The following is a 16302-nucleotide window of genomic DNA, read 5'->3' as shown; positions in this document are numbered from 1 at the left end:
GCCGCCACACAACTGTGATGTCCACCAGGTGAGTTGTCACCCAGAAGACATGGAACGTTGCACACCGTTCGTGTAGCTTCCCTCACGTCGCCGCCACACCTTGGGCACAGGGCTCCTTGGGACTTGCGGCGCGAAGGACCCGACACCCTGTTGACGACAGCAACCGAAGTCTTCACAGTCCGTCCGTACACCCCGCACTGCCAGGTGATCCACACCGAAGGCGATCACGCGGTCATCGGCATCTCCCCCGGGAACAGCTACTTCTCGGCCCAGAGGGTCACGGACCTCGCCCACTGGGGCATGCGCAACTTCCAGCAGGTCGACATCATTTACACCGACCTGTACGTGGCCGAGATGTACGAGGCCCTCGGCTACGGCCCGGACGAGGCACGCCGCAAGGCGGTGAAGAACCTGCGCGGCGTCCGCGCCAAGGTGAACAACGCCGCCGCCGAAGCCGATCCCACCGGCCTGCGGTTGCGCGCCCGCCCGATGTCGTCCCTCACCGACATCCCCGCCTACCGCGCGCTCCACTCGCACCTGAACACCCTGCTGGACAGCGACCCGGAGTTCCGCGAGACGTGCAACTCCCTGGTCGACGCGTTCCTTTCCTCCAAGGTCCTCGGAGGGCAGGCCGCCACCACCCGGCAGCGCGAGGTGTGCCTGGAGTACGTGTGCGCGGAAGCACCGCTCTTCCTCGACACCCCGGCCATCCTCGGCGTGCCGTCCTCCCTCAACTGCTACCACCAGCTCCTGCCGATGGCGGAACTGCTGTACTCGCGCGGCTCGGGCCTGCGCGCCTCGCGCAACCAGGGCCACGCCGTCATCACCCCCGCCGAAGGAGAATCCGATGAGCACTGACACCCTTCTCGACTTCCCGTTCTCCGCGCGCGGCGACCAGCTCCCGCCCGAGGTCGAAGCCCTGCGCAGCGAACCGGTCAAGCGGGTTCGCACGATCGCCGGGGACGAAGCCTGGCTCGTCTCCTCCTATGAGCTGTGCAAGCAAGTCCTCGAGGACCCCAGATTCAGCCTGAAGGACACCTCCGCTCCGGGGGTGCCGCGCCAGTACGCGCTGACGATCCCCCCGGAGGTCGTCAACAACATGGGCAACATCACCGGCGCCGGCCTGCGCAAGGCCGTCCTCAAGGCGATCAACCCCAAGACCGACGGCCTCACCGACTGGATGCGCGAGCAGGCCTCCGCCCTCGTCGACGGCCTCCTGTCCCACGGGGCGCCGGTCGACCTGCGCGGCCAGTTCACCAACCCCTACGCGGAGCACCTGCACTGCCGGATCCTCGGCATCCCCGAAGCCGACGCCCCGCGCCTGGCCGCCAGCCTCGACATCGCGTTCATGAACTCGGCGTGCCCCATCACCGGCGCCAAGCTCAACTGGGACCGGGACATCGCCTACATGGTGGAGCGCCTCGACGACCCCGCCACCACCGGGCTCATCGCCGAACTCGCCGCCCTGCGCGAGGACCCCGACTACGCGCACCTGACGGACGAGATGCTGGCCACCGTCGGCGTCACGCTGTTCGGCGCCGGGGTCATCTCCACCATGGGCTTCCTGACGATGGCGCTCGTCTCGCTCATCCAGCACCCGGAGGTGTGGGAGCGGCTGCGCAAGGAGCCGGAGAAGATCCCCGCCGCGGTGGACGAACTCCTGCGCATCAACCTGTCGATCGCCGACGGGCTGCCCCGGCTCGCCCTGGAGGACGTCACCCTCGGCGACGTCGAGGTGAAGAAGGGCGAGCTGCTGCTGGTCCTGGTCGAGGCCGCGAACACCGATCCGGCCGTGTACCCCGACCCGCACGTCGTGGACATCGACCGGCCCAACGCCGGCACGCACCTGTCCTTCGGCGGCGGACAGCACTACTGCCCGGCCACCGCCCTCGGCAAGAGGCACACCGAGATCGCCATCGAGGTGCTCCTGGAGAAGATGCCGAACCTCCAGCTCGCCGTGCCGATCGATCAGCTCGTCTGGCGCACCCGCTTCATGAAGCGCCTGCCGGAGCGCCTGCCCGTGCTCTGGTAGCGGCAGCCACCACGGTGTCCCCGGCCGGAACCTCCGGCCGGGGACACCGGTTCACCACCTGTCGTCGGCCAGCAGCCGCAGCGCCTCCAGGGCCACGGTGGCGGCCCTGCCGACGCCGTCAGCGACCACCTGCCGGTGCGGGTCGTACCCGCCGGTCGCCTCCACGTCCACGAGGTCGTCGGCGTTCGCCCCGTCCACCACCAGCACTCCGCCCGCGGTCAGTCCGCGCAGCGAGGCCGTGACCAGCAGCGCGGAGAGTTCCATCTCTATCGCGGCGACGCCGGCCTCCCCGTACGCCGGGAAGGGCAGCAGGCCGGGCTGGAAGGCCGCGCGGGTCCAGACGAGGCCCCGGTGGTGGGGTGCGCACGCCTCGCGGGCCGCCTTCGCGAGCGCGAGGACCGCCTCGGGCGCGGCCACCGCGGGGTACTCCGGCGGCAGCAGCTGCCCGGTCACCCCGTCGTCGCGTACCGCCCCTTCCGCGATGACCAGGTCGCCGTCGGCGATTCCGGGCCGGATCGCGCCCGCCGTACCGAGCCTGATGAGGGTGCGCACACCGGCGTCGGCCAGCTCACGGAAGAGCAGGATCGCCCCGGGGGCGCCCACCCCGTGTGAGGCGACCACCACCGGCAGACCCTCCCAACTCCCCGTGAACACACGGTATTCGCGGTGGTGCGACACCTCCTTGGCATCGTCGAGCAGCGCCGCGAGGGCTGCGGCGCGGGCCGGATCGCCCACGACCAGCGCGGAGGGCGGGAGGCCCGTGCCCGGGATGCGGGTGAGGGGCAGCGTGTCCAGCGTCATACGACGGCTCCGGTTCTCGTACGGGCGGCACGGCGGCGTGCCGCCGTGGTCAGGAAGAGGGCGACGAGCGTGACGGCGTACGGGGCGGCGTCCGTGGCCTGCTGGGGGAGGCCGAGCCCCTGCAGCCGGAAGCCGACCGCTTCGGCGAGGGCGAACAGCAGGGCGGCCAGCAGGACGCCCAGGGGCGCGGCGCGGCCGAGCATGACCGCGACCACGGCGATCCAGCCCCGGCCCGCCGTCATGTTCTCGGAGAACAACGTGACGTTGCCCAAGGCCAGTTGGGCACCGCCGAGCCCGCACAGCGTCCCGGCGGCCAGCACCGCCCCGTAGCGGTACTTGACGGGGCTCACCCCCAGGGCCGCGGCGGCGGCGGGCGCTTCGCCGACCCCGCGCAGCCGCAGACCCCACACGTGGCGGGAGAGCGTGAAGGCGGTGAGCAGGGCGGCGGCCCAGGCGAGATACGCGAGCGGCGACTGCCCGCCGATCAGCGGGAGCCCGGCCAGCCGGGGGTCGTCGAAGGTCCCCCGCACGCCGAAGACGGTGCGCAGCAGGAAGCCGGTGAGCCCGACGGCGAGGAGGTTCATGGCGACGCCAAGCACCACCGCGTCGCCGCGCAGGGTCACCGTGCCGACGGCCAGGATCAGGGAGTACGCGGCGGCGGCGAGCGCTGCGGCGAGCACGCCGAGCCACGGGCTGCCGGTGAACCAGCTCGTGGTGACCGCGGTGAAGCAGCCGATCAGCATCATGCCTTCGAGGCCGATGTTGAAGACGCCGGCCCGCTCGCACAACGCCCCGCCGAGCGCGGCGAGCAGGATCGGGGTGAGCGCGCGCAGCACCGAGAGGAAGAGGTCGGATTCGAGGGACATCAGGCGGTCTTCTCCTTCTCTTGCGTGCGCCGGCCGGCGCGCCGGGTCAGCCGCAGCCGGGAGGCGAGGAGGACGATGACGAGGGCCTGGAGCACCTGGGTCAGCTCGCGCGGCACCTCCGTGGCCCTCTCCATGCTCAGGCCGCCGACCTGCAGGACCGTGAAGAAGAACGCGGCGAGCACCGTGCCGAGCGGGGCGGCCGCGGCGAGCAGCGCCGCCGTGAGTCCCGTCCAGGTGTAGCCGGGCCCGGTGAGCGCGCCGTCGAGGAAGCGGTACGGGAAGCTCAGCACCCCGATCGCCCCCACCAGGCCCGCGATCGCGCCGGAGGTGCCCATCAGGCGCAGGGTCAGCCGCGCCCGGTCCACCCCCGCGTAGGCCGCGAAGCGCGGGTTGAGACCGGTCATCCGGACCTCGTAGCCGATGCTGGTCCGCGCGTCGACGAAGGCGAGGACGAGAGCGGCGGCGGCCATGAGGAGCAGCCCGGCGGTCACGGTGGTCGACCCGAACGCGGGCAGGGCCACGCCGTCGGGCAGTCGCCGGGTCTGCGGCAGGCTGGAGCCGGGTTCCTTCAGGGGGTACCGCACCAGGTAGGAGGCGAAGGAGACTGCCGGGTAGGCCAGGAGCAGGCTGCTGACCAGCAGCGGCACCCCCAGTCGGGTCTCGCACACGGCGGCGAGCACGGCGTGGGCGGCTCCGGCCGCCATGCCGGCGAGGAGGGCCGCGGCGACGGTGAGCGGGGCGGGCAGCGGCGCGTAGAGGCCGGTGACGGTGGCGGCGAGGCCGCCGAGCACCAGCTGCCCGTCGCCGCCCAGGTTGACGAGGCCGGCGCGCAGCGGCACGGCCAGCGCGAGGGCCATGCCGAGGACGCTGGTGCTCGTCGTCAAGGTGGCCGCGAAGCCGTCGGGGCCGAGGGAGCCGCTCAGGACGGCCCCGTAGCCGGTCAGCGGGTCCGCGCCCGCGGCGGCCAGGAGGAGCGCCCCGATGACGAGGGCGGCGACCACGGAGGTCAGGACGGGGGACCGCAGTACGGACGTGCGCGCGGAGGGGGAGGTGGATGTGGTCATGCCGCTGCGCCGACCCCCGCCATGGCGAGCCCCAAAGCGCGCTCGTCGGCCTCGTCCCGCGTGTAGGAGGCCGCGATCCGTCCCTCGTACATCACCAGGATGCGGTCCGACAGGGCTTGGATCTCGCTGAGTTCGGCCGATACGAGCAGGATGGCGTGGCCCGCGTCCCGATAGGCGATCAGCTGGTCGTGGATGTGCCGGACCGCACCGATGTCCACGCCGCGCGTGGGCTGTTCCACGAGCAGCAGCGGTGCCTCGTGGGCGAGTTCGCGGCCGACGAGCAGCTTCTGGAGGTTGCCGCCGGACAGCGCTCCCGCGGGGGCCGCGGGCGAGTGCGTCTTGATGCCGAAGCGTTCGATCAGGACGCGGGCGTGCGCGCGCAGGGCCTCGGGGTGCAGCAGCCCGCGCCGGGTGGCGAGGGGTCGCCGGTGGTGGCCCATCGCCAGGTTCTCCGCCACGGAGGCGGCGGGCGCGGTGCCCACCGCGGAGCGGTCCTCCGGTATGTAGGCGAGGCCCGCCGTCCTGCGCCGGGCCGGCGGGGCGTGGGTGATGTCGCGTCCGGCGAGCTCGACGCGGCCCGAGCCGACGGGGCGCAGCCCGGCGAGGGCCTCCACCAGCTCGCTCTGGCCGTTGCCCGCGACGCCCGCGATGCCGACGATCTCGCCGGCCCGTACGGTCAGGTCCACCCCGCGCACCGCCGATACGGACAGCACCGCCTCGCCGGGGGTACCGGGCGGGTGGACGCGGTCCAGCGCCACCCGGCGGCCGGTCATCGCCTCGGCGATCTCCTCCGCGGTGGTGTCGGCGGTACGGAGCCGGGCCGTGACCCGGCCGTCGCGCAGCACCGTGACGTTGTCGCTGCCCTCCAGCACTTCGTGCAGCTTGTGGGTGACGAGGATGACGGAACGTCCCTGCGCGGCAAGGGACTTGAGTACGGCGAGCAGGCGGCCGGCCTCGCCGGGGGTGAGCACGGCCGTCGGCTCGTCGAGGATCAGGACGCGGGCACCCCGGTACAGCAGCTTGAGGATCTCCACCCGCTGCCTCACCCCGACGGGCAGGGTGGCGACCGGGGCGTCGGGGTCCACCGGCAGCCCGTGCTCCTCGGCGAGTTCGACGACCAGGCGCCGCGCGGCCGCACGGTCGAGGAGCCCGAACCGGCCGGGCTCGGCGCGGAAGACGACGTTCTCGGCGACGGTCAGCGAGTCGAAGAGCCGGAAGCTCTGGTGGACCATGCCGAGCCCGGCGGCGATCGCGTCGGCCGGGCCGGAGAAGGCCACTTCGCGCCCCTCGACACGGATGGTGCCCGCGTCCGGCCGCTGCGTCCCGTAGAGGATCGACATCAGGGTGGACTTTCCGGCGCCGTTCTCCCCCATCAGGGCGTGGATCTCGCCGCGCCGCACGCTGAGGTCGACGGCGTCGTTCGCGAGCGTGCCGGGGTACCGCTTGGTGATCCCCCTCAGTTCGACGACCGGTTCGGAAGGGCTACTTGGCAGCAGGGTCATCGACCTTCAGCTCCCCGGAGACGATCTGGTCGCGCAGTTGCCTGACCTGGTCCAGGACCGGGGCGTGCCGGGCGATGACGCACTGGGACTCCGCGACGCCCGGCTCCAGGCCGGTCAGGCTGATGCCGCCCTCCTTGAGTCCATAGGAGACGCTCTGGCCGCCCTTGCCGCCGAGCACCTGCTCGATGCCCTTCTCCACCGCGACATCGGTCTTCTTGATCACGTTGTCGACGACGGTGCCGGGCGCGGAGGGGCACTGGTTGACGTCCACGCCGTAGGTGAGGGCGCCCTTGGCCTTCGCCGCCTCGAAGACGCCGTAGTTGCCCGCGGCGGCGGCCGCCATCAGCTGGTCGGTCCCTGCCGCGATCAGCGAGCTCGCCTGCTCCTTGGCGCGGGCCGAGTCGTTGAAGGGCGACTGGCCGCCGACGAAGCGGGTGGTGGCCTCGCTCGCGGGCGCTGTCTTCTTCGCCCCCGCCGCGAACGGATCGCTGTACCGGTGGAACTGGGGCGTGTCGAGCACGTCCACCGCTCCGACCTTGCCGCTCTTGCTGAGCAGTCCGGCCTCGGCGCCGGCCAGGAAGACCCCTTCGTGCTCCCGGAACACGGCGCAACTCACGTTGGGGTAGGTCTGCTTGGTGCAGGCGTCGACCACCAGGAACCGCTGGTCGCGATGGGCCTCGGCCTGCTGGGCGACCAGGTCGGCGAACTCGAAGCCGACCAGGACGATCACCTCGGGCTCGGCGTCCACCGCGGCCTGGACGTTCTGCTGCCGGGAGGCAGCGTCGGTGGACTCGTAGACCTTGGAGCTGCCGGAGTGCGCCTTGGCCGCCGCCTTGACGCCGTCCACGGAGAGCTTGAGGAACTCGTTCTGTCCCACCGCGTCCGGGGTGACGAGCGTGAAGGCCGGGCCGGCGCTCTTGCCGCCCTCCTCCTTCTTCGCCGCGGCGGCGTTGCAGCCGGTGGCGAGCAGGGCGCCTCCGGCCAGTGCCGCGGCGAGTCGAAGGGCGTGGGTACGGGATCTCCGGGACATGGAGGTGACCTTCCGGGACGGTTCGGGTGTACGGACGCACGGGTGGACGCGCGTCCGGGGATGCGGGATCGCGGTCCAGGCGGCCGCCCGCATGTGAACGGCGCGCGACATCGATGAATTCGACGTGAAATCCGGCGTGTTGTGAAAGGCTCGTCAGGAGCCCGGCGAGGGAGCGCTCAGCCGCGACAGGCGTCGCTGGCGCACCGGCCGTAGTCGAGGTAGCGGCGCAGCGTCAGCAGCATGTGCGCTCTCCCCTCGGACTACCGTGCAACAGATCGTTGAGGTCAGGAGCGTAGCACCGGGTCCGGGTGACGGGCCCTCCGTCTCGAACTGTGGTTCCCGCGGCTCCTGTACGGTGACGCGCACCCCTCCCCTCCCTCCTGTCCCCCCTTGAGCCTTTGGAGTGCACTGCCATGACCCGGGAACTGCGTGCCGTCGAGTGGGCCGGAGACGGTCTCGCGCTGATCGACCAGACCGCGCTGCCGCACCGCACGGAGGTGCTGCGCGTCGACGACGTGGAGGGCCTGGTCGACGCGGTCAAGCGGCTCGTGGTGCGCGGCGCACCGGCGATCGGCGCTGCCGGGGCCTACGGCGTGGCCATCGCGCTGCTGCAGGGTGAGCGCGAGGGCTGGGACCGTACGCGGGTACGCGAGGAGGTCGCCCGGATCCGGGCCGCTCGGCCGACCGCGGTCAACCTGGCCGTGTCCCTGGACCGGGTGCTGGCGCGGCTGGACGAGGGCCTGTCCGCGGTCCTGGCCGAGGCGGCCGCCGTGCAGCGCGAGGACGTCGAGGCCAATCACGCGCTGGGCGCGCACGGCGCGGACTGGCTGCTGAAGCGGCTCGGCGTGGACCGGCCGCTGCGCATCCTGACGCACTGCAACACCGGCGCGCTCGCCACGGCCGGCTGGGGCACGGCGCTCGGCGTGATCCGCGAACTGCACGCCCGCGGACGGCTGGAGACGGTGTACGCGGACGAGACGCGGCCGCTCCTGCAGGGGTCCCGGCTGACCGCCTGGGAGCTCGTCCAGGAGGGCATACCGCACTACGTGCAGGCCGACGGTGCGGCGGCCGGGACCATCCTGCGGGGTGAGGTGGACGCCGCGGTGGTGGGCGCCGACCGGATCGCCGCGAACGGCGACACCGCGAACAAGGTCGGCACGGTCGGCATAGCCCTGGCCTGCGCCCACGCGGGCATCCCGTTCATCGTGGCCGCACCGACCACGACGGTGGACCTGGCGACCGCGGGGGGCGAGGAGATCCCCATCGAACTGCGGGGCGAGGAGGAGGTGTTGGAGTGGGGCGGCGTCCGCACCGCGCCGGCCGGCTCCCGCGGCCACAATCCGGCCTTCGACGTGACGCCGGGCAGCCTGGTGACCGCGCTGGTCACCGAGCGGGGCGTGCTGGAGGTGTCGGCGGGCGAGCTCCCCGCGGAACACCTCGCCTGACCCGCGGCACGCGGAGGGGCCCTCCCCGCGGGGAGGGCCCCTCCGCACGGAACTCCACGGCTCGTCAGCCCGTCGCCAGCTCCAGTTCGAGGAGCCATTCGACGATCTCGGTGTGGTGGCGCGCCTGGCGCGGGGAGTCGCCCCACGCGTACAGGCCGTGGCCCGCCACGACCACCGCCGGCATCCGCGGGTCGCGGGCGGCCTCCAGGCGGTCTCCGAGGACCTTCATGTCCTGGCTGTTGGCGATGACGGGCAGGGTGATCTCCTCCCCCTCCGCCGGATGCCCGACGCCCTTGAGCATCTCCAGGTCCTTCAGAACGATGCCCCCCGGCTGCCTGCGCCCCATGAGCACGGAGGCGACGGTGTGCACGTGCACCACCGCGTTCGCGCCCGTCAGGTGGGCGACCCGCGCGTGCAGCTCCGCCTCCGCGGACGGCGTGCCGCCGAGCAGCGCCGCACCGTTACCGTCGACCAACACCACGTCCTCGGCAGTGAGTTCGCCCTTGTCGTGCCCGCTGGCCGTCACGGCCAGCCGGAACGGCTCGCGGGACAGCAGCACCGACAGGTTGCCGGAGGTACCGCGCATCCAGCCGAAGGAGGCGAAGCGCGCCGCCTCGGCCGCCAGTACCGCCCCCGCCCGCTCCAGGTCGGACTCCGTCGTCACGCTCCGCTCCCCACCACGCCGATGTCCTCGAAGGTCCGTGCCTCCGTGTGGTCCTGTACGCCCTGCTCGTAGTACGGCTCCCCCGGCCGCCGCACCCCCACCGCCCGCCATCCCGCCGCCCGGGCGGCGTCCAGTTCACCCACGCGGTCGGAGAGGAACAGCAGCCGGTCCGCGGGGATCCCGGTGCCCGAGGCGATGGTCCGGAAGGACCCGGCGTGCTGCTTCGGGCCGGCGTTCTCCGTGTCGTACCAGCCGCTGACGAGGTCGCTGAGATCGCCCTCGGGGCTGTGCGCGAACCACGCCCGCTGTGCGGCCACCGACCCGGACGAGTACACGTACAGCCGCACGCCCGACGCGTGCCAGCGGCGCAGCACGGGCACCACGTCCGCGTAGAAGTGCGAGACGAGTTCACCGCGTGCGAACCCCTCGGCCCACAGCACGCCCTGAAGGGTCTTCAGCGGCGTCACCTTCCGGTCCTCGTCGAGCCAGGCGTTCAGCGCCCGCTCGATCCGTGCCGGGCCCGCGTCCGGCTCGCCCAGCTCCGCCCGTACCAGCGCGAGGGCGCGGGCCACCTCCGGCTCGCCGGCCCGTTCGGCGAGCAGGGCGCCGAACCGCTCGCGCGCGTACGGATAGAGCACGTCGACGACGAAGCCGGTGGCGCTGGTGGTGCCCTCGATGTCCAGTACGACGGCGTCCACGCTGTGGGTCACGCCGCGTACCCCGCCGTGATCGTGTCGAAGTCGGGGAACCGCCGCGAGATGCCGCTGCCGGTGAACGTGCCGATCCAGCCGTCCTCCTCGTGGAAGAAGCGGATCGCGGTGAAGGCCGGCCGGGTGCCCATGTCGAACCAGTGGGTGGTTCCCTTCGGCACCCCGAGCAGGTCGCCCCGCTCGCACAGGACCGCGTGGACCTCACCCGCCACGTGCAGGTAGAAGATGCCCGAGCCGGCGACGAAGAAGCGCACCTCGTCGTCGTCATCGTGCGTGTGTTCCTCGAGGAACTTCTCCCGCGCGGCCTTCGCCTTGTCGGCGAAACCGGGGTCGCCGTCGGGGTGCAGGGCGACCACGTCGACGGTGGCGAAGCCCTCTGCCGCGGTCAGCCGGTCGATCTCGGCCCGGTAGGCGGTGAAGACGGCATCGCTGCCGGCGTCCGCCGGGACGTCCTCGCGTACCGGCCACCGCTCGTAGCGGACCCCGAGCGGCGCCAGCGCGGCGGCGATCTCGGCGGGCTCGGAGGTACGGCGTATGACGGTCTCCGGGCCGCTCTCCGGCCAGGTCGTCAGCAGCGTCACGGAATGCTCCAGGGTGGAAGGAGAGGGGTGCGGGGGTGCGGATCCCTGCCCCGCGCTGATTCTCGCCGCCTGTTGTTGCCACGGGATGGCGGCCGTATGGCAAGTGTGACAGGCCGTCGGCCCGAAGCGGGTGGCCCTCACGGGACCGCCCCCGCTACGCGGGCGGCGGCGGGAGGGCCGGCCGCTCCAGCCAGGCCGAGAACAGCTCGTCCAGCGGCTGGTCCGCGTAGCGTGCCGCGTGGCTGATGAACCCGGTGGTGGTGACCACGCCGTGGCGGTGCACGGTCGCCCAGTCGCGCAGCATCGGGAAGAACGCGCCGTCGCCCAGGGCCCGGCGGAGCGCGTGCACGGCGAGCCCGCCGCGCTGGTAGAGGCGGTCGTCGAACATCAGCTTGCGGCCCGGGTCGGCCAGTTTCAGGTCCTGGGGCTGCGAGGCCAGCAGCCGGTGTGCGGCGGCCGCGAGTTCGTGCGCGGTGCGGCCGCCGGAGCGCTCCGACCACAGCCATTCCGCGTACTTGGCGAAGCCCTCGTTCAGCCAGATGTGCCGCCAGTCGGCGATGGTCACGCTGTTGCCGAACCACTGGTGGGCGAGCTCGTGGGCGACGAGCCGTTCCGAACCGCGCGCGCCGTCCACGTGGTTGGTGCCGAACAGGGACATGCCCTGGGCCTCCACGGGGACGTCCAGTTCCTCATCGGCGACGACGACGGCGTACTCGCCGAAGGGATAGGGGCCGAACAGCTCCTCGAACAACCGCATCATGTCGGGCTGCCGGGCGAAGTCGCGGGAGAACTCGGGCAGCAGGTGCGCCGGCACGTGGGCGCTCTGCGTGACGCCGCCGAGCCCGGGGTCGCCGAGCAGCACCGTCTGGTACATGCCGATGGACAGGCCCACGAGGTAGCTGGAGGTCGGGGCGGGCTGCTCGTACACCCAGGTGGTGGTGCTGGCCCTGGTGGTACGGGTGAGCAGCCGGCCGCCGGCCACCACCGTGTAGGCGGAAGGGGTGTTGAGGGAGATCTGGTACGAGGCCTTGTCGGCGGGCCGGTCGTTGCACGGGTACCAGGAGGGCGCACCGACCGGCTGGCTGGCGACCAGGGCACCGTCGGTCAGCTCCTCCCAGCCGAGGCCGCCCCAAGGGCTGCGCACGGGCTTGGGGTTGCCCGCCCAGTGCACCTCCACGGTGAAGGCGGCGCCGGCGGGCAGCGGCTTGGCCGGGCGGACGCGGAGCCGACCGCCCCGGTGGGTGTAGTGCGGGGCCCGGCCGTTCACCAGGACCCGCCCTGTTTTGAACTCGGCCAGGTTCAGGTGGAACTCGGCGAGCGGCGCCCGCCCGGCGATGGCGCTGAGCCGGGCCGTCCCGGCCAGCCGGTTGGGGCCGGGGCGGTATTCCAGGGCGAGTTCGTACCGGTGCACGCGGTAACGGGGGTCGCCGTTGGCCGGGAAGTACGGGTCGGATGGCGCTGTCTGCTGGCCGTTCACTGCCGCTTCCGTTCTGGCCCCGTCAGGACCGCCACGCCTCGATCGGATTGCCCAGCCAGCGGGTGTCGGCGGGGACGGACTCCCCGGCCATCACCAGGGAGGCCGGCCCCAGTGTGCTGCGGGCCCCGACCGTGCTCCCGGGCAGGACGATTCCGCCCGGGCCCAGGGTGGCGCCCTCGCGGAGGACCACAGTATCCGTCCTCAAGATCCGGTCGTGGAAGAGGTGGGTCTGCAACACACAGCCGCGGTTGACGCTGACCGCGTCGCCCAGCACCACCAGGTCCGTCTCGGGCAGCCAGTAGCTCTCGCACCACACGCCCCGGCCGATCCGGGCGCCGAGCCCGCGCAGCCACAGGGTCATGAGCGGTGTCCCGGGGACCGCGCCGACCAGCCACGGCACGGCCAGTACCTCGACGAAGGTGTCGGCCAGTTCGTTGCGCCACACGAATCCGCTCCACAGCGGGTGCTCCCCCGCCCCGTGCCGGCCCACCAGCAGCCACTTCGCGGCGACCGCGACCACGCACGCGGCCGCGCCGGCCGTGAGCAGGACGGCTCCGGAAAGCAGTGCGGTGCCCCAGATCCCCGGGCCGCCCGCCGTGGCCGGCGCGCAGAGCGCGGCCACGGTCAGTACGGCCAGGGCGGCCGAGCAGAACACAGGGACGAGGCGGCACAGTTCCACCAGCCCGCGCGCCCACAGCAGGTGCGCGGGCGGGTCGTAGGTGCGGCTCCGGTCGGCGTTCGCGGCGGAGCGCGGCAGCCGGACCGGCGGCAGGCCCAGGTAGGAGCTGCCCTTCTTGGCCTTCTTCGGCGTGGCGGACAGCACGCCGACCAGTCCGTCGTCCGGCACGGTACGGCCCGGCGCGGTCATTCCGGAGTTCCCGAGGAAGGCGCGCCGGCCGATCTCGGAGGGGCCGATCCTTATCCAGCCGCCGCCCAGTTCGTAGGGGGCGGTCAGGGTGTCGTCGGCGAGGAAGGCCCCCTCGCCGATGGTGGTGAGGCTCGGCAGCGCGAGCACGGTGGACACCTCCGCGCCCCGGCCGATCTTCATGCCGAGCAGCCGCAGCCACACCGGGGTGATCAGGCCGGCGTACAGCGGGAAGAGCGTCTCCCGGGACAGGTCCATCAGCTGGGTGACCGTCCAGGCCTGCCAGCCGACCCGGCTGTGCGTCGGGTGGATTCCCGTGCGCAGACCGAGACTGAGCAGGCGTACGGAGACCAGCAGCAGTAACGCGTACGCGAACCCGAAGGCGAGCGCCCCCGGCACCACGGCGAGCAGCGCTCCGCCCAGCGCCCGGGCGAACCCCGCGTCGGCGGGCACGAACCGGCTCACCACGAGCAGGGCGGGCAGGGCCGCGAGCACCGGCAGCGCGGTCAGGCAGAAGCCGGTCGCGCCGTACATGGCCCGCCACCACATCCCGCGCGGCGGGCGCTCCTTGGGCCGGTTGTGCTTGGCCCTGCCGAGTTTGACGGCGGGTGCGCCGGCCCAGCGCTGGCCGGTGGGGATCTGTCCGGCCACGGCGGAACCGGGGGCGACCTCGGCCCGCTTGCCGACCCGGGCGCCGGGGAAGAGCATGCTGCGGGTGCCGACCACCGCGCCCGCACCGACCTTGACCGGGCCGATCTCCAGCCGGTCCCCGTCCAGCCAGTGTCCCGAGAGGTCCACCTCGGACTCGACGGCGCAGCCCCGGCCGAGTTTGAGCATGCCGGTGACCGGGGGCAGGGAGTGCAGGTCGACCTCGGGGCCGACCTTGGCTCCGAGGGCGCGGGCGTAGCGTTCCAGCCAGGAGCCGGTGAGCGAGGTCGCCCCGGTGTACTCGGCCAGCCGCTCGGCGGTCCACAGCCGCAGGTGCACGCTGCCGCCGCGCGGGTAGCGGCCCGGCGTCACGCCGCGCAGCAGCAGGCGGGCGCCGCCGGCCGCGATCGCGAGGCGGCCGGGCGGGCTGAAGAGCAGCACCGCACCGGCGGCGACGAGCCACCAGGAGGCGGTCGGCGCCCACGGGTAGGGCCCGAACCGGTGGAGGACGTTGCCGAGGGCGAGCAGTGCCACCGTCCAGCGCAGTCCCACCAGGGTGAACAGCGGGAGCAGCAGGAGCGCCTGGACGGCCTGGGACCGGAAGGGAACCGGGGCGACGGTCCGGGCGGCGCCGTCGTCCTGCGCGGACTTCTCCAGCCGCCGGGCCAGCTTGCGCAGGGTGGGCTGCTGGTAGATGTCGAGTACGGCCGCGCTCGGGTAGCGGGTGCGCAGCCGCGTGGTGAGCTGTGCGGCGGCGAGGCTGTTGCCGCCGATCGCGAAGAAGTCGTCGGCGGCGCCGGTGACGGCCACGCCGAGGGTCTCGCTCCACTGCTCGGCGAGCCAGGCCTCGGTGCCGTACAGCTGCTCGGCGGGGCCGGTGGCCTCCAGGTCGGGCAGGGGCCAGGGCAGCGCGTCGCGGTCGACCTTGCCGGAGGTGCGGGTCGGCAGCTCGTCGACGGGCGCGAGCAGCGGTACGAGGGCGGCGGGCAGTTCGGCGCGCAGCCGCCGGGCGGCGGCCGCCCGGTCCCAGCCCTCCTGGGTGACGAGGTAGCCGACGAGCAGCTGGTTGCCGCCGCGGGCGGTGCGGACGGCCGCTGCCGCGCCGGCGACGCCGGGCAGGGCCTGGAGGGCCGCGTCCACCTCGCCCAGTTCGATGCGGCGCCCGCCGAGCTTGATCTGCTCGTCGCCGCGGCCGAGGAAGACCAGCCCCTCCGGTTCGGCGCGTACGAGGTCGCCGCTGCGGTAGGCGCGCTCCCAGCCGAGTGATGCGAGCGGGGCGTACTTCTCGGCGTCCTTCTCGGGGTCGAGGTAGCGGGCCAGCCCGACGCCGCCGATCACGAGCTGGCCGCTGCCGCCCATCGGCACCGGCTCGCCCGACTCGTCGACCACGGCCAGTTCCCAGCCGTTCAGCGGGAGGCCGATGCGGATGGGTTCCTCACCGGTGAGGAGGGAGGCGCAGGCGACGACGGTGGCCTCGGTGGGGCCGTAGGTGTTCCAGACCTCGCGGCCCTCGGTGACCAGGCGCTGGGCCAGCTCGGGCGGGCAGGCCTCGCCGCCGAAGATCAGCAGCCGGACCTCGTTGAGCGCCTCGGGCTCCCACAGCGCGGCCAGCGTCGGCACGGTGGAGACGACGGTGATCTCCTGGTCCACCAGCCAGGGGCCGAGGTCGGCGCCGCTGCGCACCTGGGCGCGGGGGACGGGGACCAGGCAGGCGCCGTGGCGCCAGGCCAGCCACATCTCCTCGCAGGAGGCGTCGAAGGCGACGGACAGCCCGGCCATGACCCGGTCGCCGGGGCCGATCGGCTCCTCGGCGAGGAAGAGTTCGGCCTCGGCGTCCACGAAGGCGGCGGCGCTGCGGTGGCTGACGGCGACGCCCTTGGGCTTGCCGGTGGAGCCGGAGGTGAAGATGATCCAGGCGTCGTGCTCGGGGTCCGGCCGCCGCGCGGCGGGCCGGTCCTCGGCGGGGGCGGCTCCGGTCGCCGCGGTGGCGGCGGCCGGTCCGGCGGCCCCCGGGGCCGCGCCTGCCTGGATGCGCTGTCCGGCGCCCAGCACCGCACGCACCCCGGCCTCGCCGAAGACCAGCTCGGCGCGCTCGTCGGGGTCCTCGGCGTCGACGGGCACGTAGGCGGCGCCCGCGGCGAGCACCGCGAGGATGCCCGCGTACAGCTCGTTGGTCCCGGACGGCACGCGTACGCCGACCCGGTCGCCGAGCCCCACCCCGGCGGCCGCGAGGGCGCGCCGCCGGCGCTCGACCTCGGCGGCCAGCGCCCGGTAGGTCAGCTGCTCGGTGCCGTCGTCCAGGGCCAGCTCGTCGGGGTACGCCCGTACGGAGGCCTCCAGGACGTCGACGAGGGTGCGCGCCGGTGCGGCGGGCCCGGCGGTGAACCGGGCGGACTTGCCGGACTCCTCGTACCCCTCGCCCCCGTCGGACACGCTCCCGCCGCCGGGCACGGTGTCGTCGACCAGAGTGAGTTCACCGTGCTCAGGTGTGGCTGCCATCGGCCCTCACGTGTCGCTCCCGGAAAGGTCCGGGGCGCCGGCGGGGCCCGGGTCTGCCCAGGTTGTTCCGGTCCGGCGCCGAACAACCCACCAGCCTAATGGGGCATCAGGGTTTTTC

General features: G+C 73.2%; 13 protein-coding genes. 3 read left to right on the top strand and 10 right to left on the bottom strand.

From position 1 onward, the window contains the following. Nucleotides 1-150: 150 nt before the first annotated feature. Both ACFTXQ_RS10340 and ACFTXQ_RS10335 read left to right on the top strand, forming a co-directional pair. Nucleotides 151-858 carry a tRNA-dependent cyclodipeptide synthase gene (locus ACFTXQ_RS10340; RefSeq protein WP_382638054.1) on the top strand — a complete coding sequence of 236 codons (708 nt, stop codon included), beginning with the start codon at nucleotides 151-153 and terminating at the stop codon, nucleotides 856-858. Next, complete coding sequence (locus tag ACFTXQ_RS10335) at nucleotides 848-2032, top strand: cytochrome P450 (protein ID WP_382638051.1); 1185 nt, start codon at nucleotides 848-850, stop codon at nucleotides 2030-2032. Before ACFTXQ_RS10340 ends, ACFTXQ_RS10335 begins: the two co-directional genes overlap by 11 nt. A gap of 51 nt (nucleotides 2033-2083) precedes the next feature. On the opposite strand, the gene ACFTXQ_RS10330 is transcribed toward ACFTXQ_RS10335, so the two are convergent. From ACFTXQ_RS10330 to ACFTXQ_RS10310, 5 genes are read right to left on the bottom strand one after another with little or no spacing between them, the layout of a single operon-like run. Further along, nucleotides 2084-2833 carry a purine-nucleoside phosphorylase gene (locus ACFTXQ_RS10330; RefSeq protein ID WP_382638049.1) on the bottom strand — a complete coding sequence of 250 codons (750 nt, stop codon included), beginning with the start codon at nucleotides 2831-2833 and terminating at the stop codon, nucleotides 2084-2086. Continuing rightward, nucleotides 2830-3699: an ABC transporter permease gene (locus ACFTXQ_RS10325; RefSeq protein WP_382638046.1), complete on the bottom strand. Its 870-nt coding sequence runs from the start codon at nucleotides 3697-3699 to the stop codon at nucleotides 2830-2832. Before ACFTXQ_RS10325 ends, ACFTXQ_RS10330 begins: the two co-directional genes overlap by 4 nt. Beyond that, complete coding sequence (locus ACFTXQ_RS10320; RefSeq protein ID WP_382638043.1) at nucleotides 3699-4763, bottom strand: ABC transporter permease; 1065 nt, start codon at nucleotides 4761-4763, stop codon at nucleotides 3699-3701. The genes ACFTXQ_RS10325 and ACFTXQ_RS10320 overlap by 1 nt, the downstream gene beginning before the upstream one ends. After that, nucleotides 4760-6265, bottom strand: a complete 1506-nt coding sequence (locus ACFTXQ_RS10315) for an ABC transporter ATP-binding protein (RefSeq protein WP_382638040.1) — start codon at nucleotides 6263-6265, stop codon at nucleotides 4760-4762. The genes ACFTXQ_RS10320 and ACFTXQ_RS10315 overlap by 4 nt, the downstream gene beginning before the upstream one ends. Further along, nucleotides 6246-7295: a BMP family ABC transporter substrate-binding protein gene (locus ACFTXQ_RS10310; RefSeq protein ID WP_382638038.1), complete on the bottom strand. Its 1050-nt coding sequence runs from the start codon at nucleotides 7293-7295 to the stop codon at nucleotides 6246-6248. The genes ACFTXQ_RS10315 and ACFTXQ_RS10310 overlap by 20 nt, the downstream gene beginning before the upstream one ends. 413 nt (nucleotides 7296-7708) lie before the next feature. Here ACFTXQ_RS10310 and mtnA point away from each other — a divergent pair, with 413 nt between their 5' ends. Further along, entirely contained in the window at nucleotides 7709-8740 is a 1032-nt protein-coding gene (gene mtnA / locus ACFTXQ_RS10305) for an S-methyl-5-thioribose-1-phosphate isomerase (protein WP_382638035.1), read from the top strand. 64 nt (nucleotides 8741-8804) lie between these two features. Here mtnA and mtnB read toward each other — a convergent pair whose 3' ends face one another. From mtnB to ACFTXQ_RS10280, 5 genes are all read right to left on the bottom strand, one after another. Further along, on the bottom strand, nucleotides 8805-9404 hold the full coding sequence (gene mtnB / locus ACFTXQ_RS10300) for a methylthioribulose 1-phosphate dehydratase (protein ID WP_382638033.1): 600 nt from the start codon (nucleotides 9402-9404) through the stop codon (nucleotides 8805-8807). After that, on the bottom strand, nucleotides 9401-10114 hold the full coding sequence (gene mtnC, locus ACFTXQ_RS10295; protein WP_382638030.1) for an acireductone synthase: 714 nt from the start codon (nucleotides 10112-10114) through the stop codon (nucleotides 9401-9403). Before mtnC ends, mtnB begins: the two co-directional genes overlap by 4 nt. Further along, nucleotides 10111-10695: an acireductone dioxygenase gene (locus tag ACFTXQ_RS10290; protein WP_382638027.1), complete on the bottom strand. Its 585-nt coding sequence runs from the start codon at nucleotides 10693-10695 to the stop codon at nucleotides 10111-10113. Before ACFTXQ_RS10290 ends, mtnC begins: the two co-directional genes overlap by 4 nt. Before the next feature lie 154 nt (nucleotides 10696-10849). Continuing rightward, entirely contained in the window at nucleotides 10850-12172 is a 1323-nt protein-coding gene (locus tag ACFTXQ_RS10285; protein ID WP_382638024.1) for a M1 family metallopeptidase, read from the bottom strand. 22 nt (nucleotides 12173-12194) lie between these two features. Further along, the gene (locus ACFTXQ_RS10280) at nucleotides 12195-16184 is read right to left on the bottom strand and encodes a Pls/PosA family non-ribosomal peptide synthetase (protein WP_382638022.1); all 3990 of its coding nucleotides are present in this window, start codon (nucleotides 16182-16184) and stop codon (nucleotides 12195-12197) included. Nucleotides 16185-16302: the final 118 nt, after the last annotated feature.

Source organism: Streptomyces sp. NPDC057010, assembly GCF_042673805.1.
GTDB lineage: Bacteria > Actinomycetota > Actinomycetes > Streptomycetales > Streptomycetaceae > Streptomyces.
This window is presented reverse-complemented; position numbering and strand designations above follow the sequence as displayed.

Bases quoted from the DNA above. Each gene is read 5' to 3' on its own strand.
- ACFTXQ_RS10330 (WP_382638049.1), bottom strand. From the start codon at position 2,833: ATGACGCTGGACACGCTGCCCCTCACCCGCATCCCGGGCACGGGCCTC.
- ACFTXQ_RS10280 (WP_382638022.1), bottom strand. From the start codon at position 16,184: ATGGCAGCCACACCTGAGCACGGTGAACTCACTCTGGTCGACGACACC.
- mtnA (WP_382638035.1), top strand. From the start codon at position 7,709: ATGACCCGGGAACTGCGTGCCGTCGAGTGGGCCGGAGACGGTCTCGCG.
- ACFTXQ_RS10325 (WP_382638046.1), bottom strand. From the start codon at position 3,699: ATGTCCCTCGAATCCGACCTCTTCCTCTCGGTGCTGCGCGCGCTCACC.
- ACFTXQ_RS10310 (WP_382638038.1), bottom strand. From the start codon at position 7,295: ATGTCCCGGAGATCCCGTACCCACGCCCTTCGACTCGCCGCGGCACTG.
- ACFTXQ_RS10335 (WP_382638051.1), top strand. From the start codon at position 848: ATGAGCACTGACACCCTTCTCGACTTCCCGTTCTCCGCGCGCGGCGAC.
- ACFTXQ_RS10320 (WP_382638043.1), bottom strand. From the start codon at position 4,763: ATGACCACATCCACCTCCCCCTCCGCGCGCACGTCCGTACTGCGGTCC.
- ACFTXQ_RS10315 (WP_382638040.1), bottom strand. From the start codon at position 6,265: ATGACCCTGCTGCCAAGTAGCCCTTCCGAACCGGTCGTCGAACTGAGG.